Below are 23,988 nucleotides of genomic sequence, written 5' to 3' on the forward strand. Positions count from 1 at the left end.
AAAGAGGAGGGCTTTGTGGAATGGCTATTCGTAGAGCATTAATCAGCGTATCCGACAAGACGGGGATTGTAGAGTTTTCGCGTGAGCTGGCAAGCCAAGGCGTAGAAATTATTTCGACAGGCGGAACGTTCAGCTTGCTGGAAAAAGAGGGCATTCCGGTCATCGGCATTTCCGATGTAACGGGATTCCCGGAAATTTTGGATGGACGCGTCAAAACGCTGCACCCTGCTGTACATAGCGGCTTGCTCGCTGTTCGCGACGATGCGGAGCACCAGAAGGTAATGGAAGAACTGGGCCTTAGCTACATCGACCTCGTTGTCGTAAACCTTTACCCGTTCAAGCAGACGATTGCGAAGCCTGATGTGGAGTATGCGGATGCGATTGAGAACATTGATATCGGCGGCCCGACCATGCTGCGCTCGGCTGCGAAAAACCATGCCTTCGTTACCGTTGTCGTAGATGCTGCGGATTACGCGGCTGTGCTGGAGGAAGTCAAAGCAGGCGGCGACACGACACTTGAAACGCGCAAGCGCTTGACGGCGAAAGTATTCCGTCACACAGCAGCTTACGATACGCTGATTGCTGAATATTTGTCCAAGCAGACAGGCGAAGAGCTTCCAGAAAGCTACACCGTTACTTATGAAAAAGTACAGGATCTCCGCTACGGCGAGAACCCGCACCAGAAGGCTGCTTTCTACAGCAAGCCGCTGGCTTCAGCAGGCAACATTACGACAGCTGAGCAATTGCACGGCAAAGAGCTGTCCTATAATAACATTAATGATGCAAACGCAGCGCTTGCGATTGTTAAGGAATTTGATGAGCCAGCGGTCGTTGCCGTTAAGCATATGAATCCTTGCGGCGTAGGTACGGGCACTGACATTCACGAAGCGTATCAAAAAGCGTATGCAGCTGATCCGACTTCAATCTTTGGCGGCATCGTAGCAGCTAACCGCGTTATTGGTGCAGACACAGCTGAGCTGCTGGGTCAAATTTTCCTTGAAATTATTATTGCGCCGGACTTTACGCCGGAAGCACTTGATATTTTGACCAAAAAGAAAAACATTCGCCTGATGAAGCTTGGGGAGCTTTCCGTTGCTGCGGCTGACCGCAAGCCTGAGCTGCTCGTAACGACGGTTGACGGCGGCATGCTCGTACAGGAAAGCGACGTTCGCAGCCTGACAGAAGCCGACCTGCAATTCGTAACCGACCGCAAGCCGACGGAGGAAGAGCTGAAGCAATTGCTGTTCGGCTGGAAAGTCGTGAAGCATGTGAAATCGAATGCGATTTTGCTGGCGAAAAATAATATGACGATTGGCGTAGGCGCAGGCCAAATGAACCGTGTAGGCGCTGCTCGCATTGCAATTGAGCAGGCTGGCGCTGAATCTGCTGGCGCTGTACTGGCATCAGATGCCTTTTTCCCAATGGGTGATACGGTTGAGCTGGCTGCTAAAGCGGGCATTACGGCGATTATCCAGACGGGAGGCTCGATTAAGGATGCCGAGTCGATTGCCGCTGCAAATGCCAACAACATTGCGATGGTACTGACTGGCGTTCGTCATTTCAAGCATTAAGAGGGAGCTGACAAGATGCGAATTTTAGTAGTAGGCGGCGGCGGCCGCGAGCATGCGATCGTATGGGCGCTGAAAAAAAGTGAAAAGGTCCGCAGCATCTATTGCGCACCGGGAAATGCAGGCATTGCGCAGCTGGCAGAATGCGTTCCGCTCGCTGTCAATCAATTTGACGAGCTAGTCGAGTTTGCCAAGGATGCGGCTATTGACCTCGTATTTATCGGCCCGGATGATCCGCTGGCGGACGGCATCGTCGATGCGTTCGAGGCGCATCAAATTCCGGTATACGGACCAAATAAAGCGGCGGCGGAAATTGAAGGCAGCAAAATTTTTATGAAAAATTTGCTCAAGAAATACAATATTCCGACGGCTAAATATGAGACGTTCACTGAATTCGAGGCGGCTTCCGCTTATTTGCAGGCACAGCAGACGCCAATCGTCATTAAGGCGGACGGACTTGCGGCAGGCAAGGGCGTGACGGTGGCCTTTACGATGGAGGAAGCACAGCAGGCGCTGAAGGAAGCGATGCTGGATAAGGTGTTCGGCGATGCGGGCAACCAAATCGTCATCGAGGAGTTTCTGGAAGGACAGGAAATGTCCATCCTCGCGTTCGTAGATGGCGAGACGGTGCGGGCGATGGTGCCGGCACAGGATCATAAGCCGATTTTTGATGGCGATAAAGGCCCGAATACGGGCGGTATGGGCACCTACACGCCGCTGCCGCATATTGATCAGGCGATTATTGACGAGTCGATTGCGAATATTATTATTCCAACGGCAAAAGCAATGGTAAGCGAAGGTCGCCCGTTCCGCGGCGTATTGTTCGCGGGTCTAATGATTACGAAGGATGGCCCCAAAACGATTGAGTTCAATGCACGTATGGGCGACCCAGAAACACAGGTTGTGCTTCCGCGTCTGGAAACTGATCTTGTCGACATCGTTTTGGCCTCGCTGAACGGCAGGCTGGAGCAGCTCGATATTACTTGGAGTGATGAAGCGGCTGTCTGCGTCATTATGGCCTCCGAGGGATATCCGGCCTCTTATCCGAAAGGCCGCGTCATTGAAGGACTGGCGAAAGCCGAAGCGCAAGGCGCGCTTGTGTTCCATGCGGGAACGGCGGAGAAGGATGGCCAATTTGTAACAAGTGGCGGACGCGTGCTAGGTGTTGTCGGCCGCGGCCGTGACATCGCAGAAGCGCGTGCTCGCGCTTATGATGCTGTAGGCGTCATCCATTTCGAAGGTATGCAGAGCCGTTCGGATATTGCGGCGAAGGCGCTGGTATAAGAAGTATCTTTTAGCTAGAAAGCGATCTTTATACGATCAGAGTATGCAAAAAAACAGATATGATTTCTCTTTAATAGCGAGAGATCATACCTGTTAGTCTATCAAGTGTATGGATAAACGCAGTAAAGCCGCCAATGTGCGGCTTTATTACGTTTATCCACTTTATGGCTCTACTTGTACGATTGGAGTTTCAGACTCACTGTCTAATACACGAATAGTGCTGTTTGTTGTCAGCTCCAGCGTTCCAAAAGGCTTGAAGGTGAAATCTCCAATACCATAAATGTAATCATATACAAACTTCCCTTGATTCACAAACACAATTCTGCGTCTTACTTCCGTTTCTAATCTGTCTAAATGGGTTTCAGCCCCGACAATTTTATCAATGGCTTCACCATCGTAGTATGGATCCTCAAGTATATAAGCCCTATCCCAAGCAAATGGAATAACATCAGAAAATGGAGTAGAACGATTTTCACCCTTCAACTTCAATATATTCTGATTTATAATTTTAGTATTTTCCGGAATTCCTTCAAACCTGATGAGGAATATTACCGTAGCTGCTATAGCGATTAGTAAGATTGATAGTAGTACTGCAATTGTTTTTTTTTTCATATGCGCCTCCAGTTCGGAATCTAGTAATTAAGTATAGCATATGATTTTAAAAACTATGGATAGACTATATGTTTGTAAATTGGATGTTACAATGAAGCTATCAGTAATTATTTAACTAGAATGATCATTTCGTTATTATTTATTTTCGTTTGAACTCTATTTGCTAAGTCTGTATTTGATACGAAAAAAGGAACATCGTACCAGTTCACCGTGTCTCTCCCCTTCTGATTGTTATGCAAATCCATCGCTCTATGCTGTATTCCGTTAAAACCATTCCAATTGAGCTGACTTAGTTCGGCATCGGTAGCATCGACTTTTTCATGAGCCGTACCAAACGATTCTGCTAATACTCTTCCAATATTTAATGTCATTATTGCATTCCATAGAGCGTGTCTAAATGCATTCCCCTTATCTCCATCTTTCCAACCTGGATAACGTGCAATTGTAATCGCATCAGTATTATTTTTCGCGGCATTCACAATTAAAGCTTCGGCAGGATAAAGGGCAACTAACCATTTTTCAGCAGTTGTTAACGCGCTCCAGCCAGTATTAGATTCACTTGATGCCTGTAATTGTATTCCACTAAAAGTTTGAGCTTTACTTTGCATAGGGAATACAATTTCAACAATTTCCTCAGGGCTAAGCTGGGAGTTTTCTTTTTTCAACTCGATTATGCTGTAAATAAACTCAATATCACCTTGTTCTAAGTACTTGCTTAATTCTTCAAAATTATCAGAGGATCCGCTTCTATTTGCTTCTAGTTGAGCTTTAATCTCGCTTTTCATTACTTCTAAATCAGTTTCAGAAGCTTCTTCAATAATGCTAGCATAAACAGCATCAGTGGTTAAAACGTCCCCGTTAATTTCAGAAGTATTAGCATATGAGTTTCCTGGTAGCAGTAAAGAAGATGACAGAACAGAAAGTACTATAGCCTTTGTCAGCAACTTTTTTCTCAATTTCATCCCTCCAATTCCAAATTATGACACTATTAAAAACTACCATATCGTTCGATGGAATTCAATAGTTTTATTTAAAATTATCAAAAATGGTAAATTAATATATTAATGTGTTAGTGAAACAGATTTTTAGTTTAAGTGATACAGTCTTGTTATCGAAAAATGTGGAAATGGACTGTTATTTAATAAATAGTGATGATTAGTCGCCATTTTTTCGCTGTCAAATGCGGGCGAATGGTGTAACTAATTTGTAACGTACTCCGTCTATGATTGCGATAAGATAAATCTATCAGCAGGGAATAGAAGGGTGAATCGGATGAAGTATAACACACGAACTAGAGCTAGCAGCATGAAGACGCGCAAAAGAACAAAACGAAATCTAGCAGTAGCAAGCTTTCTACTTGTGGCACTAGCCTTATGGCTTGGCGGCTGCGGGACTAAGGCTTCTTCGAGCCTAGAGGTGCTTATGCCAGGCAAAGAGGAAAGCGCAAACGTCCAGCAGGGAGCTTCATCCGAGGATACTATCCATATTAACCATCCGACGTTGTCGGAAGGGACTAACAGCGTCACGGACACGGCAAGTCACCCAGCGAGCCCCGATGCTTCCCATTCTCCTCAGAAAGGAACGGTTGCTGCATCTGGTTCGACAAATGGTTCCACTGCCTCCGGTGCAACTGGTACAAACGGAGGAACTGGCGGAAAATCACAAGGCGGAGGCTCCACGACAGGAACGAGCGTAACGAACAGCACTTATACAAATAAACCGTCAAGCACACCTGCAAGCTCGCCAGCTCCAGCAAGCAAGCCGGATAAGGAGCAGAAGCTTGTTGCGTTAACCTTCGATGATGGACCAGATGGCCGTTATACACCAGCGATTTTGGATATCCTGAAAAAGAAGGGCGTTAAGGCGACATTTTTCGTAGTTGGCGTTCAGGTGAAGAAGGACCCTGAGGTGCTTCAGCGCATCGTGGACGAAGGTCATGAGATTGGCAATCATACGACCCATCATAAGGATTTGACGAAGCTGACCAAGAGCCAAATTTGGGAAGAAATCACCACAACGGATAAGCTGATTCAAGATGTAGTCGGTTTCGCTCCAAACCGGGTGCGTGCACCCTATGGAGCTGTGAACAGCACAGTTAAACAGCTCATGAAGGAAAAGGGAAGAGAATTGGTAAGCTGGAATGTGGATACCCGTGATTGGGCGGGAACGTCTGTAGCGGTAATGAAACGGAACATTAGCGAGCATACGAAGCCGGGTGGTATAATATTGATGCATTCTTTTGGAGGCAAAGGTATTAAAAACACGGTAGATATGCTGCCAGACGTCATTGATAGCTTGCATAAGAAGGGCTATACGTTCGTCACTATTGACGAAATGCCTTGATTCCGGTCTGCTTTTGAACCGTAAGCTAAGGGGGCTTAAGCGATTGTTTATATCAAAAATAAGCGGGGCGCTGCTTGCAGCCGCCTTGCTTTGTTTATTAGCAACCGGTTGCCGCTATACAGCGGCTCCTGCGGATTTGCTTGAAAAGCCTACTATCGCCTCGGACAAGCAGGCGCTCGTTCAGGCTGTGCAGAAAGCGTTGCCGCCTCATGCGCAGCTGTCGCTTCCGATGCGCGATGACAAGCTTGGCGCCGTGCGTCTGCTCGATGTTGACGGCGACGGCGTAGACGAGGCGCTCGTTTCTTTTAACAATGAATACAGCTCTCCTGAGCTGATGCTGCTTCGGTATCGGGGCAACACCTGGAAGCCCTATTATACGATTCAGCAGCCCTTATCCATGCGAATGGACTGGATGAAGATAAGTGACTTTGACAAGGATGGCAAGCTGGATCTGGCAGTCGGCTGGATTGGCTCCTATGATGGCTCCAATATGGTCGAGCTGTATTCGCTTGGCAAAACGCCAGTGCGCAATGAGGAAGGAAAGCTTGTGCTTGAGCCGGAGGATTCCCTTCCTTATTTGTATGCGGAAGCAGGCGATCTGAACGGAGATGGCAAGCTGGAGCTGGCGGTCGTTACGGGGGATTGGGCGAATCAGGAGGTACAGCTGCCGAACTATAAGCTGACGATTTATGAATGGACGAAGGGCAAATTTCATGCGCTGCAGCAGCTTGATCTTAGCAATGATGTAATTAACTATGACCGGCTGTTGATTGGCAAAGTTTCCGAGCGGCAGACAGGTGTCGTATTGGAGGCGGCGGTAGGCGCCCATTCGATGTATACGTTTATGTATGTGTGGGAGAAAGGCAAGCTGCGGCCAGTTGCATTATCCGAGCAGCGCGAGGATGGCTATGCGCTCGTATCGGGAACGCCGACGCAAAATGAGGATATTAACGGCGATGGCATAATCGAGTTATCTCGGCCCAAAGAGCCCGCAGGCTATCCAGATCTGCCTTATGCCGGAATGCTCTGGGTAAATGAGTGGTTGCAGTGGGATGGCGATAAGGCGTTCAGACTCGTCAAGGAAGAGTATTCGAATTATAGCTATCAAATCAGCTTTACGATTCCAGAGCAGTGGAAGGGCCGCTATACGCTGAGAAGCCCGGACGTCCATAAGGAATATGGCATCGTCACCTTTGAATATTGGAATGAAGCAACTGGCTACAAGTCTGAGCTGGGTACGTTATATGCTGTTCCAGCAACCAAGTGGGGCAGTGTTCAGGAAGAGTGGAAGGAGTCAGACCGCACTTACAATGCCGTGCTCAACAATGCGGGCTTGGTGTACATTTATGCGCAGCAGCTTGCGCCTCCAGAGACGATGGAGATCAGTGATCGCCAGCCGTTTTATGCGATGCACCTGAACAGGGAGCAACTGCTGGAATTGCTGGTGCCGAGGCCGGACTAATGGAAAAAAGAGGTGGACCTATGCGTATTTTGCTGCTGGAAGATGAAGAGGCGATTCGCGGCTTTGTCCGCATTAATTTAAAACGCAACGAGATGGAAGTGACGGAAGCGGGCGACGGTGAAACGGCGCTTGCTCTGGCTGATTCGGAGGGGCCGTTCGATATAGCGCTGCTTGATGTCATGCTGCCAACCATTAGCGGCTTTGAAGTATGCGAGCAGCTGCGCAGCAAATTTCCGAGTATGGGCATTATTATGCTGACTGCGAAGTCGCAGGAAGAGGATAAAATTCACGGGCTGGAGCTTGGTGCCGACGATTATGTGCAGAAGCCGTTCAGCCCCGGCGAGCTGATTGCTCGAATCAAGTCGCTTTACCGGAGAATGCAGCCAAGTGCTGCGCTGCTTCAGGCGGCGGCAGCCCAAGAGGCAACGGCTGGCCTCATGACGCAGTCTGCACAAGCAATGCAAGCCGCACAAGCCGCACAAGCGGATGATGAGCTGCGAATTGGACCATTCCGACTGTCGGTATCAGCGCGTAAGCTCTGGAAAAACGATGAGGAAATTATTTTGACCCCAACCGAATGGACGCTGGTGCGGCTTTTAATGGAGCGGGAAGGCAAAAGTGTCAGCCGCGATGATATTTTAAGCGAGGTTTGGGGCCGTTATTATGTGGGCGACCTTAAGGTTGTTGACGTTAACATTAGGCGGGTGCGCCAAAAAATCGAAGACAATTCCTCTGAGCCAACTTTCATCGAGACGGTATGGGGCTTTGGCTACCGCTGGAGAAGGGGCAGCAGCGGATGAACAGTCTCAAGACGAGAATCGTGTGGAGCTATTTGCTCCTGATTGCGCTCGTTGTCGTCGTGCTTGGTGGACTTTTTGCTACGCTGATTACCAACTATTATTATGGCAGCGCACAAAGCTCGGTTAAGCAGCGGGCTGTGTCAGCCCTTGCCACGCATAGTCGGACGATGGCCTCCCTGAAAATGCATGATCAAGCGGATTATATGCTGCAATATATGGTGGAGGGCGATACGCGGCTCCAGCTGCTTGATGTAAATGGAAAGGTTCGCATGGACTCGGACGGGCTGGTTGAAAATATACAGTACAACACGCTAGACGTGCAGGCTGCGATGAATGGACAGACGGACATTTGGCAGGGCAATGATCCTTATTACAAGGAGCGGGTCACGTCGATTACGATTCCGGTCTGGAATGATACGCATGTGGTATCTCTGCTGCGTTATTCGGCCTCCATCAGTGCCGTAGATGATATGGTAAGCCAACTGCTGCGCATGTCAGCATTTGTGGGGCTGGCGGTCATTTTGCTGTTCCTTGGGTTAAGCCTATGGCTGGCCCAGCGCATTGTGCGCCCCATTCGCGAGCTGACGCGTGCAGCGAGGTACATGGCGGATGGAGATTGGACAAGGCGGGCGACGAAGCGAAGCAATGATGAAATTGGGCAGCTGGCGGAAACGTTCAATACGATGGTCGTAGAGCTGAATCATCGCGAGAAGCTCAAAAATGATTTTATCTCCTCCATTTCCCATGAGCTGCGAACGCCGCTTACGTCGATCAGAGGCTGGAGCGAGACGCTGAAGGAAGGCGATCCGGCCGACAATGAGGAAATGAAGCTGGGCTTGCAAATTATTAGCCAGGAAACGCTGCGTTTGTCGGGGCTTGTAGAGGATTTGCTCGACTTCTCCAAGCTGTCGGCAGGAAGCATGGAGCTGCATGCCGAGCTGCTGGATCTCAACAGCCCGGTGAAAGAGACAGCTGCCCAGCTTGGCGTCAGGCAAAATCAGAAAGGCGTAAAGCTGCTTGTGACGCTAGGCAAGTCGCCCGTCATGGTGTATGCGGATGCGAACCGCTTGAAGCAGGTCATCATTAATTTAATTGACAATGCGTTCAAGTTCACGCCAGCAGGCGGCACGATTCGAGTGTCAATCTCCACTACGTCTGACGAGGACTATGCACTGCTAACGGTTGCCGATACCGGCTGCGGCATCGAACCTGAGGACATCCCCCATGTGACGGAAAAGTTCTATAAGGGGAATACAGGGCAGGGAGGGAGCGGACTTGGGCTCGCGATCTGCAAGGAAATTACCGAGCTGCATGCCGGCGAGATGAAAATAGACAGCGAGCGTGGAGCAGGAACGGTAATTACGATCAAGCTGCCGATCAGTCATCAGAATAAACCCGCATCCTAGCCAATATGTATTCATTACGGGACAAAACGGCTTGATATCGTGCAACGACAAGTAAGGCGGAGGCGTGTACGGTACTTGAATGCACGTCATATCGCAAATGTGAATGCATAGGCATATGCATAAAGGTACGCAATTAGCCGCCCAGCCGCCCAAGAGGGCGGCTAATTTTTGTTGAACAGCTGATTGCGGTTGAACAATACCCAGACGACAGCAACGACGACGCCGAACGTAAGCATAACGGAAAGCCAGTGCTCGGTAAGCCATTCAATCCATGCAGGCATATAAGCAACACTCCTTTCTTGGCGGTATCATAAGCAGCCTAATGAGGCTGAATGTGGATTTACGGCTTTTATTAATATGTCCGAAGTATTCTCAGGCCATCAAAAAAAAGCTTTTCCTAATTGTGGTATACTAATAAGTGATGGTCATTTTATACTGGGAGGGATTTATAATGTCTTTCACTGTTCAGATTGGTCAGCAAGCACCTGATTTCACGCTTCCGGCGACGGATGGCAAGAGCTATTCCTTGCAGGATTTTGCCGAAGCGGATACACTGGTCGTATTTTTCACCTGTAATCATTGTCCTTATGTCGTTGGATCGGACGAGCTCACGCGCAAAACGGCCATCCAGTTCAAGGAGAAGGGGGTAGCCTTCGTCGGCATTAATGCGAATAGCGTGACGACGAAGCCGGACGATTCCTTTGAGCACATGGTAGAGCGAATGAATGAGCTGAAGTTCCCTTGGACGTATTTGCGCGATGATACGCAGGAGGTAGCCAAAGCTTATGGGGCGCTGCGTACGCCGCATTTTTATGTGTTTGATAAGGAGCGCAAGCTAGTATATACGGGTCGGGGCGTGGATCAGCCGAGGGATGCGAGCAAGGTGACGGTTTATGATTTGGAGCGCGCGCTGACTGAGCATACGCTGGGCAAGGAGGTTTCGGTGCCTTATACGAACCCGATTGGCTGCAACGTGAAGTGGGATGGACAGGATGAGCACTGGATGCCAGTTGAAGCTTGCGATCTTGTATAAAATAACGGATTGACAGCGGCATCTGCGGGTGCTATTATTGCTTTAATAAATTCAAAGTATTCAGGTAGGAATTAATATATATAAGACGCTGTATGGAAACGGCAGGAGGTTTTGGACATGGAGAAGCATCTGGTATTGCGCCATGAAGGCTTGGAGCTTGCAGCTACGCTGCATTATCCGACGGATGAGAAGAAGAACGACGACTGCAAGCGGCAGGCGATCATTATTTGCCACGGATTTGTTGGCAGCCGCATCGGGGTAGATCGCTTGTTTGTGAAAACAGCGCGTGCCCTTGCTGCTCAAGGCTCCTATGTGCTGCGCTTCGATTATGGCGGCTGCGGCGAGAGCAATGGCGATTATGGCTCGCTCGGCTTCGACAGCATGGTCGATCAGACGCGCACAGCGCTGGACTACATCACGAGCATGGAATGTGTAGATCCGCGCAAGATTGTATTGCTTGGACATAGTCTGGGCGGAGCGGTCTCGATTATGACAGCCGTTAAGGATAAACGGGTCAAGCGTCTTCTTCTATGGTCGCCAGTTGCGTATCCCTTCAATGACATTGTCCGAATTGTCGGCAGGAAGGGCTATGATGAAGCGGTTCAATCCGGCAGTATGGATTATACCGGCTTTACGTTGAAGCCCGTCTTCTTCGACTCCCTGCTTGAGCATCAACCGTTCCAGGCAGCAACGCGCTTCACTGGCGATGTACTGCTCGTCCATGGCACAAGCGATGAGCTTATACCGGTCGATTACAGCTTCCTCTATCAGAAGGTGTTCTGGACCCGCAGCGAGGGGCTGTGCGACAAGGAAATTATTTTTCAAGCGTCGCATACGTATTCCAACCGCCAGCATCAGGAGGAAGCGATTCGCATTAGCTCGGAATGGCTTGAGGGGCTGGATAAGAAGCAGCAAGAATGGCATCACTGGAGTATTTAAATTGGAAAAAAGGGAGATGTCGCTTGCAGCGGCATCCCGCTTTATGGCAGGACCTGTTACGCGGGACTCACGCGTGAGCAGGTCCTTTTTTGCTTAATCTGTTACTCCTTCTATCATCCTGTGGTATAGTAGAATGGTGGAAAAGGAGTTAAAGCTGGTTTTGCGAGACTTTTACAGCGTAAATTGTCATGTTATCTATCATGCTAGCGGATGGATTAGAAATTATACAAATAGAGTCATTTATAGGTTTGAACTTATAAATGCTTATATTTCTCGGATTGAAACGCGCCGCGGCTCTAAAGGAGGGCCACAGCCGGTTTACCTTGAAATATAAGAAGGTATATGTTTTCGTTATTCTTTCTCTATATTTCTAAGGGCAAAGCTCTTCGCTCGTCCCAGAAGGACGAAGAAGTCATTTTTGCTTGGATCATACGGATAAAGGCGGGTATCATTCATGAAATTGGGAAAAAGAATCGGATTATCGTCCAGTATTTTGCTGCTGCTTGTCCTGCTTGCAGCTTGTGCGGGAGGCAGCAAAGGGGAAGCGGTCCCAACCGCTTCGCCAGAGCCAAGCGCTTTGCCAAGCCCTAGCGTGTCACCGGGGGCACTGCCCTATCAAGCGCCGCTAACGGGAATTGGACGGCAGACAGAGGCTTTAGAGCGGCCGATTGCTGTCATGATCAACAACCTGAAGCCGGCTCGCCCGCAATCGGGCTTGTCGAATGCTGATGTCGTGTGGGAGGTGCTCGCGGAAGGCGGTATTACAAGGCTTGTTGCCATATTCCAAAGCACGGACGCCTTAACCGATTCGATTGGCCCGATTCGCAGCATTCGGCCTTATCTAATTAATATTGGCGAAAGCTACGGTGCTGTGCTTGCCCATGCGGGCGGCAGCAATGATGCATATGCAATTTTGCAGCAGCAGAAGAAGCCGTATTTGGATGAAATTTCGAATGCAGGCGCCTACTTCTGGCGGAGCAAGGAGCGCAAAGCGCCGCATAATTTGTATTCCGATCTGGAGAAGCTTCGTTCCGGAGCGGAGAAGAAAAATTACAAGCAGGATACAGCGGTGCCAGCCTATGTGTTCGCGGAGAACGGCGCCGCGGAGAAGGCGGCGCCTGCGACGGCGGTCACGATTCATTTTACGCTAAAGGATTACAAGGTTTCTTATGCCTATGATGAGGCGAGCAAGCTATATAAGCGTTCCATCAATGATGAAGCGCATATTGACCTCAACAATAATGAGCAGCTTGCGGCAGCTAATCTGGTTGTTCTCGCTGCAAGCCATAAGACACTGGACAATGAGGGGCGGCTCTCGGTCGATTTGCAATCGGGTGGAGATGCGATGCTGTTTCAGCAGGGCCGGATGACAGAGGCTTCATGGGTACGGGCGCCGGACAATATGATTCGGATCGTGAAGGATGGCAAGGAGCTGGCTCTGGTGCCGGGCAAAACCTTTTTCCACATTGTTCCGAACGCGAAATCCATTGCTGATCATGTGATGTATGGGTAAAATAAGCGCGGCTTGGAAACACTTTTAGCAGGTGAAGAGTGCTTTCCGCGTCCGCAATAATAGCTAGCTATGACGCTGTCTCTTTAGGAGGCAGCGTTTTGTTTGGAAAGCGGAGGAAATGAATGCGAGATCGGCGTTGAGTGAAAAAAAGAAATTTTTTTCATGAACGTTAATATTCCGTTAACAATTTTCAAGTAAACTGTGTTAAGATATTCTGGGCTTATCCACCAAAGGTCAACAATGGTCGACAAAATGCCCAAACAAAACATCCAGCCGGGTAAAGGGGATTACGATGTTCAAGAAAAAAGATATTTTCTTTAAAACGTTTGAAGAAATGGCCGATGCGCTCGTAGTTGCTGTTGAATATTTCTCAAACGGATTGTCGGATTTGTCCGATGTCTCTACTTTTGCCAAGACGATGAAGGAATACGAAAGCCAGTGCGACCAGTATGTTCACACGATACTGAAGGAATTGAACAAAACGTTCATCACTCCGATTGAACGAGAAGATATTATGGCGCTGACGACCTCGCTTGACGATGTGCTGGATGGAATCGAGGCTTGCGCTTCGCGTTTCGAAATGTACAACATCAAGGAAAAGGATGAGTACATTCAGCTGTTTGGCGACATTTTGCTGCGCTGCGCGCATCAGATCAAGAAGGCTATTTATTTGCTGACGCAGAGGAAGCTGCTGGCTATTCGCGAGCCGAACATTGCGCTCAATGAGCTGGAAAATCAAGCCGATGATTTGCTTCGCGTATGTATTACAAGCTTGTTCGCGAACGTTAACGATCCGATTGAGCTGATGAAACGCAAGGAAATTTATGAAATGCTGGAGCAAACGACCGACTATTGCGAGGATGTTGCCAATACGCTGGAATCGATCATTATGCGCAATAGCTAACGCGGAAAGTGGGAGTCAACTCTAATGGATTCATATATTTTATGGACGGTTGTCATTCTGGCACTCAGTTTTGATTTTATTAACGGCTTCCATGATACCGCGAATGCGATTGCGACCTCGGTATCGACCCGTGCGCTGAAGCCTCGCGTTGCCATTATGATGGCTGCGGTGATGAACTTCCTCGGCGCGATTATGTTTACCGGGGTAGCCAAAACGATCGGAAGCGGCGTTGCGAATCCGGCTGATTTGCCGAATGGTGTCGAAGTCGTTATCGCGGCGCTCATATCGGCTATTATTTGGAATCTGGTTACGTGGTGGTTCGGAATCCCGTCCTCCTCGTCCCATGCGCTCATCGGCTCATTGGCCGGTGCGGTTATTGCAGGTTCAGGTATGGGCGCGATTAATGCATCGGGCTTTACAGATATTGTTAAGGCGCTCATTTTATCGCCGCTTATTGCTTTCACGGCTGGCTTCATCATTATGTGGCTGCTCAAGCGGATTTTCGCCAAATCGAGCCCGCATCAGGTGAACAAGGGCTTCCGCTTCAGTCAAATTATAACGGCGGCCTTCCAGTCGTTCTCGCACGGTACGAATGATGCGCAGAAGGCGATGGGGATCATTACATTCGCGCTCGTTGCAGCGGGAGTGCAGGATAATCTGGATGTACCGCTATGGGTTAAGCTGTCCGCAGCTCTCGCAATGGCGCTTGGTACTTCCGTCGGCGGCTACAAAATCATTAAGACGATGGGCACGAAGATTTTTAAAATCGAACCGATCAACGGCTTTGCTGCCGATATCGGCTCGGCTGCCGTTATTTTGACGGCTACGGTGCTGCATTTGCCTGTAAGTACGACGCATGTTATCACGTCCTCGATTCTCGGCGTAGGCAGCGCGAAGCGCTTCTCCAACGTGAAATGGTCGATGGCGGGCCGGATTTTGGTCGCTTGGGTCATTACGATTCCGATCACGGTTTTGATGGCAATGGCTGTCTACTGGGCAATAGATTGGTTGTTCATTTAAGCTTGCATAGCGTTTTGAGGCCCGGTCCGTTGGTGGACGCGGGCTTTTTTGTTGGGCGGGGAGGGGCAGATGGTGAAAAATAGAGCTCCTGCCAGCAGCGCCTGCGGCTGGCAGAAGGGAAGGAACGCGCTTCGGTAACCGTACATTTGTTGCTGCGGAGGCAGGCCAAGTTTACGGCGCTGCTCGCTTCGCATGGCGGTGAAGTCAGGCCGAGTTTACGACGCTGCCCGCTTCGCATGGCGGTGAAGGCAGACCGGATAGCGGGACTGCTCTCCGCAGTCTGTGGCCTTAGCGCCGGCGTTTTCTTCTGCGTCTGCGGTTGGCGGGGCCTGTGGCTGAGCCGCTGCCGGATTTGCGGCGCTTGCGTTTAGGGACGAATTCTTCCACGTCATCGGCGGCGTCATCCTCGGCCCCTTTTTTCCCAAAGGAGCCCATGATCACCTTCACAAGCGGAGCCATCTGGGAGACGCTGCTCATGACCTTCTGAACCTTCGTCACGGTCGACAAAATCCCATCAATGCCGCCTATGCGGTCGACGAAGCCTTTAATCTCTCCTAAATTGGCGAGCGAGAAGGCCCCGCCTTTGGCAGGTGCTACGGTTTCAGCAAGCTCGGCTGCGGTAGCTGGGACGACGGTTTGGGATTCCGGCTGTACGGCTTGAACCGCTTGAAGCGGCGGCTGGAACTCCGGGATCGCATTTTCATTCAGTAAGCCGGCTACGCTGGCGTTATGGTTAACGGCGGGGCTGAGCTGGCTCGGCCCCTGGCGGCTGCTGCGGTGCTGGAAATGCTGCGGCTGCTGAGCATGCGGGTAGCGGGGATATTGGGGATAGCCGCCGGGATTGTTGCGATAGTTCACGCTGATCACCCTTTTATTTTTTATAGTCAAATCGCCGTGCTTCATCGTGGAAGGCTCTGCCCGTGGAGGGCGAGATGCGTGGTGTAGAGCGGCTCCAGTGAAGCGCGGGCTCCTCCGCCAGAGCGGCGTTGAAGCGGTGTACACTTGGTATTAGTCTATGGCATAGGCAAACGTAAGGATTGGACGAATGTCACGGGTCTTGCAGAAAAATAACGGCAGATGTCCCGCGTTTCCTCTTCTGTTCTGTAAAGCGTGAATACGGTAATGCTTGAAAAAAACGGGTAAAAAAGCTACAATGTGAGCATTGGAAGTCCGGTTAGAAGACTAGAGGAGTGAAGAACATGCAGCTCAAAAAGCTGAACGATAAAGCAGTAGATCAATTATTTGAGGCCATATTAACTTTAAAATCCGTTGAGGAATGTTATGTGTTTTTTGACGATTTGTGCACGGTTAATGAAATTCAGTCGCTGTCGCAGCGTCTGGAGGTAGCACGCATGCTCGGCAAGGGCAGCACATACAATCAGATTGAAGCGGAGACAGGGGCGAGCACAGCGACGATCTCGCGGGTGAAGCGCTGTTTGAATTATGGCAACGACGGGTATAAAATGGCTTTAGAACGTTTAGGACGGTAGGTGCGTGAAAGCTATGAGAAAACCCGGTATTCTCGTCATAAGCCATGGCTCGCGCGATGCGCAGTGGGTGCGGCTTGTAGATGAAGCAGTAGAGCGGGCAACAAAGACGATGCAGCGGGCCGAGGTGCCCGTGTATTCGTCTTTTCTTGAAATTGTAGAAGGACGGCTCATTCAGGACGGCATTGATGAGCTGGAGGCGCAGGGCGTAACGGAGCTTTATGTGCTGCCGCTGTTTATTTCATCGGGCAGTACGCATATTGATGAGATTGGACAGGCCTTTGGCTTTGCGCCGATATCGGATTTTGAGGGCGATCTGGGCGTGTTTCGGGTGAACGCGCATGTCCATATGGGAATGCCGATTAATGATGATCCGGAAATTGCTGAGCTGCTGCTGGAGAATTTGAAGCCGCTCAGCGAGGAGCCGAGCCGCGAAGCGCTGCTATTAATTGGCCACGGCAGCAAGGAGCCGGTGTTCCATGAGCGCTGGCAGCAGGGTTTGGATGCGCTAGCTGGGCGTATTCGCGAGCTGGGAGGCTTCGCGCGCGCGGAAACGGCGATGCTGCTGCCTGATCAGGCGGCAGAGCGGTTGAAGGGCATGCAGGTGGAACGGCCGGAGGAAGCGGTTATCGTCGTGCCGCTATTTTTGAGCAATGGCTATTTCACGAATGAGGTCATACCGGAGCGCTTGTCGGGACTAGAGTACCGCTATAACGGTAGGCCGATGCTGCCTGATCCGGCGATTGAGCGCTGGCTGGTAAGGAATATGGTGGATTGGCTGGCGGGAGTGGAACGGATGGAATAGACGGAACGGATGGAATAGATGGAAGTCAAGTGAATCGAAGTGTATTGAATTAAAGTGAAATGTAATAGAATTGAAATGAATTGAAGTGTAGTGAAGTATAGAGGATTCGATTGAAATATAGTGAAGTACAGTGAAGTACGATGAAGTGAAGTGTAGTGGATTGAATCGAAGAGGATTAAATTGGAACATAGTGAAGTATAGCGAAGCGTATTGAAGTGCATTGTAGTGAAGTGGTTCGAAAGGCGCGAAATTCGAGTGAAATAACGCAAAGTTGGAGTGAAATAAATAGTTGGTAAATGAAATGAACACCCGAGTAGGCGGGTAAACGTATAATAGTGGAACGTGAATAGCTGGAAGTGGAAAGCAAAATACAACGAATGAAGCATGCGCGAAGGCGATAGGTAGGCCTACCGACACATGAGAAATAGCAAAAGGCTTGGAGGTCACGCTGATGGCAGCATATAAAAGAGCAAGATTAATCTATAATCCTTCCTCCGGCAGGGAAGAAATGAAGCGCAGGCTTCCAGATATTTTGCAGCGGCTGGAGCGCGGCGGCATTGAGACGAGCTGCCACGCGACGATAGGCGAGGGCGATGCGACGCTTGCAGCAGCCGAGGCCGCGGAGCGCGGCTATGATCTGATCATTGCGGCGGGCGGTGACGGAACGCTGTATGAGGTCATTAATGGGCTGGCGGAAAAGCCGAATTTGCCGCCGCTGGGCATTTTGCCGCTCGGAACAACGAATGATTTCGCTAGGGCGCTCGGCATCCCGAAGCATTGGGAATATGCGGTCGATCTGATCATTCAGCAGTATACGCGCCCGATTGATGTCGGCAAGGCGAATGAGCGTTATTTTATCAATATTGCGGGTGGCGGCTCGTTGACGGAGCTTACGTATGATGTGCCGAGCAAGCTAAAGACGATGATTGGGCAGCTGGCGTATTATATGAAGGGCATGGAAAAAATGACGCGCCTCAGCCCGACGGAGCTGAAAATCCAGGCCGCAGGCGTTGGCGATTTTCATGAGGAATTTATGCTTTTTCTCATCTGCAACAGTAACTCGGTTGGCGGGTTTGAGAAGCTGGCACCAGACTCGAAGCTTGACGATGGGTTGTTTGACGTTATTTTGCTGCGAAAATGCAATTTGGCGGAGTTTATTCGTCTCGTGTCGCTCGCGCTGCGCGGGGAGCATATGAATGATCCGCATATTATCCATTTCCGCACGAATGAGATGAAGGTCACGACGCCAGACTACGTGCAGATCAATCTCGATGGCGAGTACGGCGGCAAGCTGCCGTTTACGTTCTCGGTGCTGCCCTCGCATTTGCGAATTTTTGCCGATGAGATGGGCGAGTCGACCTATCGGTAGTATAATGGATTTATGTGAGCGTGAAGTGGATAGGATAGATCAGGGATTCGTGTATGATGGCGAGTCATTTTGTGAAAAAGAATAAGAGCAGAAAGTTGGCCGCTTAGCGGCCTGCTTGCGTTAATGGCGATATAGAGCGGAGCGGGTAGAGCAATGAACAGAAGGAATAACAGAGGTGGCGGCGGACGTGGGCGCAGCAATTCCCAGTCGAAGCCGCCGGAAAATGTGCCGGTAAGCAAAAATGAAGAGGTCATCCTCGATATTATCGGACTGACGCATGACGGGGAAGGGGTAGGCCGTACTGATGGCTACACCCTTTTTGTGCAGGGCGCACTCCCTGGTGAGCGCGTGCGCGCGAAGGTCATGAAGACGAAGAAACAGTACGGCTATGCTCGCTTGCAGGAGCTACTCATTGAGAGCGATGACCGCGTTGAGCCGCCATGCGATATTTACAAGCAATGCGGCGGCTGCCAGCTTCAGCATATGGACTATGACGCCCAGTTGAGCTGGAAACGCCAGCATGTGGTGGACAATCTCGTGCGGATCGGCAAGCTGAGCGTGGCTGGGGAAGCGGAGAAGTTACAGACACAGGCACAGGTTCAAGTAGGCAGCTCTGTGGAAAATAAAGTGGCGGACGCAGCCGTTATTGTACATCCGACGATTGGGATGGACGAACCTTGGCGCTATCGGAATAAGGCGCAGGTGCCTATTGGTATGATGACGGGCGGTCATGCTAATGACGGTGATGGTGCGGAAAGTAAGCTGATTGCTGGTTTTTATGCGCGCGGCAGCCATAGGATCATTGATATGGACGATTGCCTGATTCAGCATGATCGAAATGATGAGATCGTGAGGGCAGTGAAGTCGATTGGTCGTGAGCTAGGCGTAACTGGATATGATGAGGAGAGCGGACGCGGCGTGCTGCGCCATGTGATGGCGCGTACGGGCTTTGTAACGGGTGAAATGATGGTTGTGCTTGTGACGAATGTGCGCAAGCTGCCGCAGGCTGAGCGCTGGGTGGAGCGCATTCGTGAGGAGCTTCCAGGTGTGACGAGCATCGTTCAAAATGTGAATGAGCGGAACACGAATGTGATTTTTGGCGATGAGACGAAGGTGCTGTGGGGCAGCGACGTTATTTATGATGAGCTTGACGGTATTCGCTTCGCGATATCGGCGAGATCGTTCTATCAGGTGAACCCGCTGCAGACGGTAGCCTTGTACCGCAAAGCGGTGGAGTATGCGGCGCTGACCGGGACGGAGTCGGTCATTGACGCTTATTGCGGGATCGGGACGATATCGCTATTCCTAGCGCGGCAGGCTGGGCGCGTGTACGGCGTAGAGATCGTGCCGGAGGCGATTGAGGATGCGAAGCGCAATGCGGAGTTGAATGGTATTGGGAATGCGACGTTCGAGGCGGGTCCTGCCGAGGTCGTCATTCCGCGCTGGCGTGAGGAGGGCGGAATTGTGCCCGACGTCATCGTCGTCGATCCGCCGCGTAAAGGTTGCGATCCCGAGCTGCTGGAGACGATTCTAGCGATGCAGCCGGAGAGAGTCGTGTATGTGAGCTGTAATCCGTCGACGCTGGCGCGGGATTTGCGGGTGTTGGAGGATGGTGGGTATCGGACGGTTGAAGTGCAGCCGGTGGATATGTTTCCGCATACGACACATGTGGAGTGCGTGGTGGGGATATATAGGGATCATAAGCATTGATGCACGTGGGAAAAAGAGGAGTAGTGATATGTTCCCGCATTCAAAAAAATGTCGTGAGGTTGAGTGTGGAAACATTATATTCTTTTCATGCACATGGCACGTGGAGTGCTGTGTGTGGTTGGTTAGGGAGTAGTAATTGGATCCACATTTTACCTATATCAAAAGCCCAATCCTTTGTGAGAGGGCTTTTGTTTTATAATATGATATTTTAACAATACTGCAACTTCAATCGAGTATCTTTTTTTAGTACTGATTTTGCTAATTTTGTGGAGGATATTAGGTTCGTATAGTGAAACATCAAAGTTGTAATTTTTGAAATGAAAAGTATGGAGTGTTGAAATTGCTATAGAGATTACTGAGCAACAAAGTGAACTAGCCCGTATGCCCAATTGTAGCAAAGCTTTAAATCACATTACAGATTCTAATATAAATAAAATGACTGCCAATTTTGATCAAATAGGTTTAGTAACGGAAGTCTGTACTTGGATATAATAAATCAATGAAATTCAAAATGAAGTATTATAAAAGATTAAGTGAAAATGGGGGCTGGGGTTACATAGGATGTGGAACCCGCCATTTTTTAGAACATTGAGCAAATCTAAATCACGATGAAGGACGTGTTCAAGGACGGACTGGAGGCCAAAGTGGAGATTGACACCCAATTGGATTATGCCCATTATGATCATAATAAAGTAAACCAAGAACAGTTGAAACGACTATGGTAATAAAAACCGTGCACACCGAGTACTGCGATCAGGCGATCAAAGTCCCACGCGATCGGCTGGTCCTAATCGAAACTGTCGTCGGTTGCAATTAAAAGATAAATTTGTAGAATTTTGCAGGACTTTGTACCGGGTCTATAGAAGTAATTCTAAAATCATGGGTATTTTATCATTCTAAATAAATAATTGACTAAACGGAGGACGGCTGGGACGCCTACATTCGCTTGCTAGCTATCTCATTGGGTGCTACAGGTTGCTCTTACATCTATCCTAAGATCATTGAAAAGATTAACCAAAAACCTGCATAAGTCTCTCGGGAGACTAATGGTTTTTGCAAACTTAGCAGTTCAAAAAATATAAAATAAAGAATTACAGTTTAAAAAAAATAATTAAACTAAGTGAGGGAAATATGGGGGAAAATCAAAAAAATATTAATCAATATAACTTTAATGAAAAGACAAATTTTAATGGACCAACACAAATTGCTGCAGGAGATATAATAAACAACGTACCAAATACTTATCTTCAAGAGGCAAAATATACGCCTGAACCAGCATGGCGAAGCCCATTTACTATGGCTGTTTTAACGTGGATTAGCTGTGCCATTTCAATTGGAGGGTTGCTTCCTATTGGTAGTAAAATAGTAAAAAATGGTCTCAATGTTTTTCATGGAACTCCGAAGGCATCATTAGGTTTTGAAATTCAGGTTTATTTAATAATATTTGTAATATTGATTATCTTATTTGTGGTTTTTCTCAGTCTTAGGAGAATTGCCAAAAGTCAAACTAGGTACCCTCTGTTTTTTAATTTTGCAATCAGTGGTTATGGTAAAAGATTGACATTAGAGAAAATACATATTGATAAATGTCCTCAATGTGGGGGAAAGATGAAATATTATAATAAACCAGTGGAATGGAGGGAGGTACAGTATAGTGATGGTAGAAAAAAGCGTGAAACTACAAAAAGGGTACCTGCATTAGAGTGTAAGCGAAATTCAGAGCATTGGTATAGAGTTGACCCTGCCGAAGATATGTTATGATAGTTTTCGTTAGGTGATTCAATTTCATAATGCATTGACTTGAAAAATTACAGACGTCCACAATGTGATGGTGTTGCCTTTGTATTTTTATGCTGTTTGCATGTCTTGTTGCTTGCTGACACGGTCTACGAAGAGCTTCATGCTGTTGTAGACTAAGGTAACGAGGTTAAAATGTAGTTTTGCCCTTTGACCAGTACGGGTCGTCCCAAGTCGTTCAATTGAAAAAATTTGAGATACGCATTTACGTGTTCTACTACGGGTCTCCGCTTTGGCTCAAGGTAGACTTGGGCCTAAAGGGGAGGAGGAAATGTATATCTGGTCCATGCCGATCACTTAACACATGTGGAGTGCGTGGTAAGGTTATATCGGGAAGATAAGCATTGTCCCAATTGGGAAAAAGAGGAACAGTGATATGTTCCCACATTCAAAATATGTTCTGAAGTTAGTGCGGGATATACATGACATGTGAATTATTGTGTTGATGTTCAGGTAATGGGGTTTAGGATTATTTTGACTAATCAGGATAATACAGTAAAGGCTCCAGCTTAAATGCTGGAGCCTTTACTGTATACGTACTACTCTATTTTATTTATATATTTAATGGGGAGGAAATACTCATTAAAGGCAGTAGTAGAATATTTTTAGGAAAATAAACTTTCTTCCTAAAAGTATTTTTTGACTCTTGATATTGATTGTAGTGTTGGCTCAACGTAACTTTAAAATTTTTTTAAATCATCATAGAACATCTTAATAAATGAACTAGCCAATTTAACTGGGACGGCATTACCAATTTGAGTTGCAATATTCTCAGTTGAACCTTCGTTTGGCTTGCCATCAAGTCGTCCAGTGAATTTGTATGTCTCGGGGAAGGTCTGGATTAAAGCTGCTTCACGCATACTTATTGCCCGATCTTCTAACGGGTGACCAAACCGACCTTTGGTGTATGCTAAGCAGCCGCACGTAATAGTAGGAGAATAACTAAAAAAGTTCATTCTTCCATATACGTCTCCAAAGTTCACATTCTTTTTAGTGTGACACTCTAATCCTAGATTTAAAGTAGCCTCCCAATCTGATCTACTACCACCGTTTTTAGGTGTATTTTGAATTCTTTTCAAATTGGTCTCCGATAAGTTTCTACATTTGTGCAATTTATCGTTAGGATCAGTTTCCCCAGCTTTAATTGATGCCAATTTAAAACTTTTTAAGTACTCTCCTAATGTTGGAGCGGTTTTTTTCTCAGGCCACAACGGGAGTGGATTCTTTATAAATGGTATTCCTTTAGAATTGTACATAATTACGGAATCAATATTTGGGAAAATATCTATTTTTTTTCCGATTAATATAAGTCTTTTTCTATGCTGAGGTACTCCGTAGTCAACGGCATTCACGACTTCAAAACGAAGTTGATAAGAGGGTCTGTTCACATACCTTTTATGACCCGTATTTGTTAAGTTGCAAATTACCTCAAGAAATTTATGGAAAATTTCAAAGTTGAGAATATTGTCTACATTCTCAAAAAAAATAAATTTTGGCTCAAACAGGTTAGATACTCGAATAATCTCCATAATTAGTTTATTTCTCTCATCAGTGCTATTTGAACTTTTTTTTCTACTATGTCTGGAAAATCCTTGACAAGGGGGCGTAGCGACAAGAAGATCAAGATTTCTGCCATTAAGATTCATTTTCTTGATTTTGAGTAATTTCTTTTTCTTGATTTTTCGTATATCTTTTATGAGAAGATGGTCCTTATTATGATTCAATGAATATGTACTTGCAATAATTTTGTCGTATTCAACAGAACAAATTATTTTAAAATGTTCCTTCAATGCTTCGGACACTCCACCTGCCCCTGAAAATAAGTCGATAGCCGTATATTTCAACGAAGTAACCCTCCATATAATCAATCCTTATAACTCACTATTGTAACTTAAATTATGCATCTATGAAAAGGGGGAATTAATCATTGAAATCT

General features: G+C 48.1%; 20 protein-coding genes and 1 pseudogene. 16 read left to right on the plus strand and 5 right to left on the minus strand.

The window, feature by feature from the left end; all coding sequences use genetic code 11:
* The first annotated feature begins 20 nt into the window (after positions 1-20).
* On the plus strand, positions 21-1,571 hold the full coding sequence (purH, locus tag V5J77_RS04485) for a bifunctional phosphoribosylaminoimidazolecarboxamide formyltransferase/IMP cyclohydrolase (RefSeq protein ID WP_338554597.1): 1,551 nt from the start codon (positions 21-23) through the stop codon (positions 1,569-1,571).
* Positions 1,572-1,586: 15 nt separating this feature from the next.
* Positions 1,587-2,852 carry a phosphoribosylamine--glycine ligase gene (gene purD, locus V5J77_RS04490; protein WP_338554598.1) on the plus strand — a complete coding sequence of 422 codons (1,266 nt, stop codon included), beginning with the start codon at positions 1,587-1,589 and terminating at the stop codon, positions 2,850-2,852.
* 162 nt (positions 2,853-3,014) lie between these two features.
* On the opposite strand, the gene V5J77_RS04495 is transcribed toward purD, so the two are convergent.
* Both V5J77_RS04495 and V5J77_RS04500 read right to left on the minus strand, forming a co-directional pair.
* Positions 3,015-3,464, minus strand: a complete 450-nt coding sequence (locus tag V5J77_RS04495) for a hypothetical protein (RefSeq protein ID WP_338554599.1) — start codon at positions 3,462-3,464, stop codon at positions 3,015-3,017.
* Positions 3,465-3,571: 107 nt separating this feature from the next.
* The gene (locus tag V5J77_RS04500) at positions 3,572-4,420 is read right to left on the minus strand and encodes a hypothetical protein (RefSeq protein ID WP_338554600.1); all 849 of its coding nucleotides are present in this window, start codon (positions 4,418-4,420) and stop codon (positions 3,572-3,574) included.
* Positions 4,421-4,736: 316 nt separating this feature from the next.
* Here V5J77_RS04500 and V5J77_RS04505 point away from each other — a divergent pair, with 316 nt between their 5' ends.
* From V5J77_RS04505 to V5J77_RS04545, 9 genes are all read left to right on the plus strand, one after another.
* Positions 4,737-5,807, plus strand: a complete 1,071-nt coding sequence (locus tag V5J77_RS04505) for a polysaccharide deacetylase family protein (RefSeq protein WP_338554601.1) — start codon at positions 4,737-4,739, stop codon at positions 5,805-5,807.
* 43 nt (positions 5,808-5,850) lie between these two features.
* On the plus strand, positions 5,851-7,269 hold the full coding sequence (locus tag V5J77_RS04510) for a VCBS repeat-containing protein (RefSeq protein ID WP_338554602.1): 1,419 nt from the start codon (positions 5,851-5,853) through the stop codon (positions 7,267-7,269).
* Between the two features lie 20 nt (positions 7,270-7,289).
* A complete protein-coding gene (locus tag V5J77_RS04515) occupies positions 7,290-8,069 on the plus strand; it encodes a response regulator transcription factor (protein WP_338556548.1) in 780 nt (259 codons plus the stop codon).
* A complete protein-coding gene (locus V5J77_RS04520; RefSeq protein ID WP_338554603.1) occupies positions 8,066-9,475 on the plus strand; it encodes a HAMP domain-containing sensor histidine kinase in 1,410 nt (469 codons plus the stop codon). The genes V5J77_RS04515 and V5J77_RS04520 overlap by 4 nt, the downstream gene beginning before the upstream one ends.
* A 451-nt stretch (positions 9,476-9,926) precedes the next feature.
* Entirely contained in the window at positions 9,927-10,508 is a 582-nt protein-coding gene (locus V5J77_RS04525; protein WP_338554604.1) for a thioredoxin family protein, read from the plus strand.
* 117 nt (positions 10,509-10,625) lie between these two features.
* Positions 10,626-11,447: an alpha/beta fold hydrolase gene (locus V5J77_RS04530; protein ID WP_338554605.1), complete on the plus strand. Its 822-nt coding sequence runs from the start codon at positions 10,626-10,628 to the stop codon at positions 11,445-11,447.
* A 454-nt stretch (positions 11,448-11,901) separates the two neighbouring features.
* A complete protein-coding gene (locus tag V5J77_RS04535; RefSeq protein ID WP_338554606.1) occupies positions 11,902-12,960 on the plus strand; it encodes a DUF3048 domain-containing protein in 1,059 nt (352 codons plus the stop codon).
* A gap of 292 nt (positions 12,961-13,252) precedes the next feature.
* Positions 13,253-13,864 carry a DUF47 family protein gene (locus tag V5J77_RS04540; protein WP_338554607.1) on the plus strand — a complete coding sequence of 204 codons (612 nt, stop codon included), beginning with the start codon at positions 13,253-13,255 and terminating at the stop codon, positions 13,862-13,864.
* 24 nt (positions 13,865-13,888) lie between these two features.
* The gene (locus V5J77_RS04545) at positions 13,889-14,884 is read left to right on the plus strand and encodes an inorganic phosphate transporter (RefSeq protein ID WP_338554608.1); all 996 of its coding nucleotides are present in this window, start codon (positions 13,889-13,891) and stop codon (positions 14,882-14,884) included.
* Positions 14,885-15,172: 288 nt separating this feature from the next.
* Here the strand turns inward: V5J77_RS04545 and V5J77_RS04550 are convergent, their stop codons facing one another.
* Positions 15,173-15,742, minus strand: coding sequence for a hypothetical protein (locus V5J77_RS04550; protein ID WP_338554609.1), 570 nt, complete (start codon positions 15,740-15,742; stop codon positions 15,173-15,175).
* Positions 15,743-16,083: 341 nt separating this feature from the next.
* Between V5J77_RS04550 and V5J77_RS04555 the strand changes: the two genes are divergently transcribed.
* The 5 genes from V5J77_RS04555 to V5J77_RS04575 all read left to right on the plus strand — a co-directional run bounded on the left by V5J77_RS04555 (position 16,084) and on the right by V5J77_RS04575 (position 22,016).
* Complete coding sequence (locus tag V5J77_RS04555; protein WP_046231556.1) at positions 16,084-16,374, plus strand: YerC/YecD family TrpR-related protein; 291 nt, start codon at positions 16,084-16,086, stop codon at positions 16,372-16,374.
* A 13-nt stretch (positions 16,375-16,387) separates the two neighbouring features.
* On the plus strand, positions 16,388-17,176 hold the full coding sequence (locus V5J77_RS04560) for a CbiX/SirB N-terminal domain-containing protein (RefSeq protein WP_338554610.1): 789 nt from the start codon (positions 16,388-16,390) through the stop codon (positions 17,174-17,176).
* A 451-nt stretch (positions 17,177-17,627) separates the two neighbouring features.
* Positions 17,628-18,545, plus strand: coding sequence for a diacylglycerol kinase (locus tag V5J77_RS04565; protein ID WP_338554611.1), 918 nt, complete (start codon positions 17,628-17,630; stop codon positions 18,543-18,545).
* A 153-nt stretch (positions 18,546-18,698) separates the two neighbouring features.
* Positions 18,699-20,255 (plus strand): 23S rRNA (uracil(1939)-C(5))-methyltransferase RlmD, encoded by a 1,557-nt coding sequence (gene rlmD, locus V5J77_RS04570; RefSeq protein WP_338554612.1) that lies wholly within the window; start codon positions 18,699-18,701, stop codon positions 20,253-20,255.
* Between the two features lie 1,131 nt (positions 20,256-21,386).
* Positions 21,387-22,016: a hypothetical protein gene (locus V5J77_RS04575; protein WP_338554613.1), complete on the plus strand. Its 630-nt coding sequence runs from the start codon at positions 21,387-21,389 to the stop codon at positions 22,014-22,016.
* 87 nt (positions 22,017-22,103) lie between these two features.
* On the opposite strand, the pseudogene V5J77_RS04580 reads toward V5J77_RS04575, so the two are convergent.
* Positions 22,104-22,285 (minus strand): annotated as a pseudogene (locus tag V5J77_RS04580) (IS5/IS1182 family transposase); the annotation flags it as partial.
* A 447-nt stretch (positions 22,286-22,732) separates the two neighbouring features.
* Complete coding sequence (locus tag V5J77_RS04585) at positions 22,733-23,896, minus strand: DNA cytosine methyltransferase (protein WP_338554614.1); 1,164 nt, start codon at positions 23,894-23,896, stop codon at positions 22,733-22,735.
* Positions 23,897-23,988: the final 92 nt, after the last annotated feature.

Origin of the sequence: Paenibacillus sp. KS-LC4, from assembly GCF_036894955.1 — a bacterium.
Classification (GTDB): domain Bacteria; phylum Bacillota; class Bacilli; order Paenibacillales; family Paenibacillaceae; genus Pristimantibacillus.

What these genes read in the sequence shown, in the direction of transcription:
- V5J77_RS04565 (WP_338554611.1), top strand. Translation starts at nt 17,628, where the DNA reads ATGGCAGCATATAAAAGAGCAAGATTAATCTATAATCCTTCCTCCGGC.
- V5J77_RS04535 (WP_338554606.1), top strand. Translation starts at nt 11,902, where the DNA reads ATGAAATTGGGAAAAAGAATCGGATTATCGTCCAGTATTTTGCTGCTG.
- V5J77_RS04560 (WP_338554610.1), top strand. Translation starts at nt 16,388, where the DNA reads ATGAGAAAACCCGGTATTCTCGTCATAAGCCATGGCTCGCGCGATGCG.
- V5J77_RS04515 (WP_338556548.1), top strand. Translation starts at nt 7,290, where the DNA reads ATGCGTATTTTGCTGCTGGAAGATGAAGAGGCGATTCGCGGCTTTGTC.
- V5J77_RS04505 (WP_338554601.1), top strand. Translation starts at nt 4,737, where the DNA reads ATGAAGTATAACACACGAACTAGAGCTAGCAGCATGAAGACGCGCAAA.
- V5J77_RS04555 (WP_046231556.1), top strand. Translation starts at nt 16,084, where the DNA reads ATGCAGCTCAAAAAGCTGAACGATAAAGCAGTAGATCAATTATTTGAG.
- V5J77_RS04525 (WP_338554604.1), top strand. Translation starts at nt 9,927, where the DNA reads ATGTCTTTCACTGTTCAGATTGGTCAGCAAGCACCTGATTTCACGCTT.
- V5J77_RS04575 (WP_338554613.1), top strand. Translation starts at nt 21,387, where the DNA reads ATGGGGGAAAATCAAAAAAATATTAATCAATATAACTTTAATGAAAAG.
- V5J77_RS04495 (WP_338554599.1), bottom strand. Translation starts at nt 3,464, where the DNA reads ATGAAAAAAAAAACAATTGCAGTACTACTATCAATCTTACTAATCGCT.
- V5J77_RS04530 (WP_338554605.1), top strand. Translation starts at nt 10,626, where the DNA reads ATGGAGAAGCATCTGGTATTGCGCCATGAAGGCTTGGAGCTTGCAGCT.
- rlmD (WP_338554612.1), top strand. Translation starts at nt 18,699, where the DNA reads ATGAACAGAAGGAATAACAGAGGTGGCGGCGGACGTGGGCGCAGCAAT.
- purD (WP_338554598.1), top strand. Translation starts at nt 1,587, where the DNA reads ATGCGAATTTTAGTAGTAGGCGGCGGCGGCCGCGAGCATGCGATCGTA.
- purH (WP_338554597.1), top strand. Translation starts at nt 21, where the DNA reads ATGGCTATTCGTAGAGCATTAATCAGCGTATCCGACAAGACGGGGATT.
- V5J77_RS04520 (WP_338554603.1), top strand. Translation starts at nt 8,066, where the DNA reads ATGAACAGTCTCAAGACGAGAATCGTGTGGAGCTATTTGCTCCTGATT.
- V5J77_RS04540 (WP_338554607.1), top strand. Translation starts at nt 13,253, where the DNA reads ATGTTCAAGAAAAAAGATATTTTCTTTAAAACGTTTGAAGAAATGGCC.
- V5J77_RS04545 (WP_338554608.1), top strand. Translation starts at nt 13,889, where the DNA reads ATGGATTCATATATTTTATGGACGGTTGTCATTCTGGCACTCAGTTTT.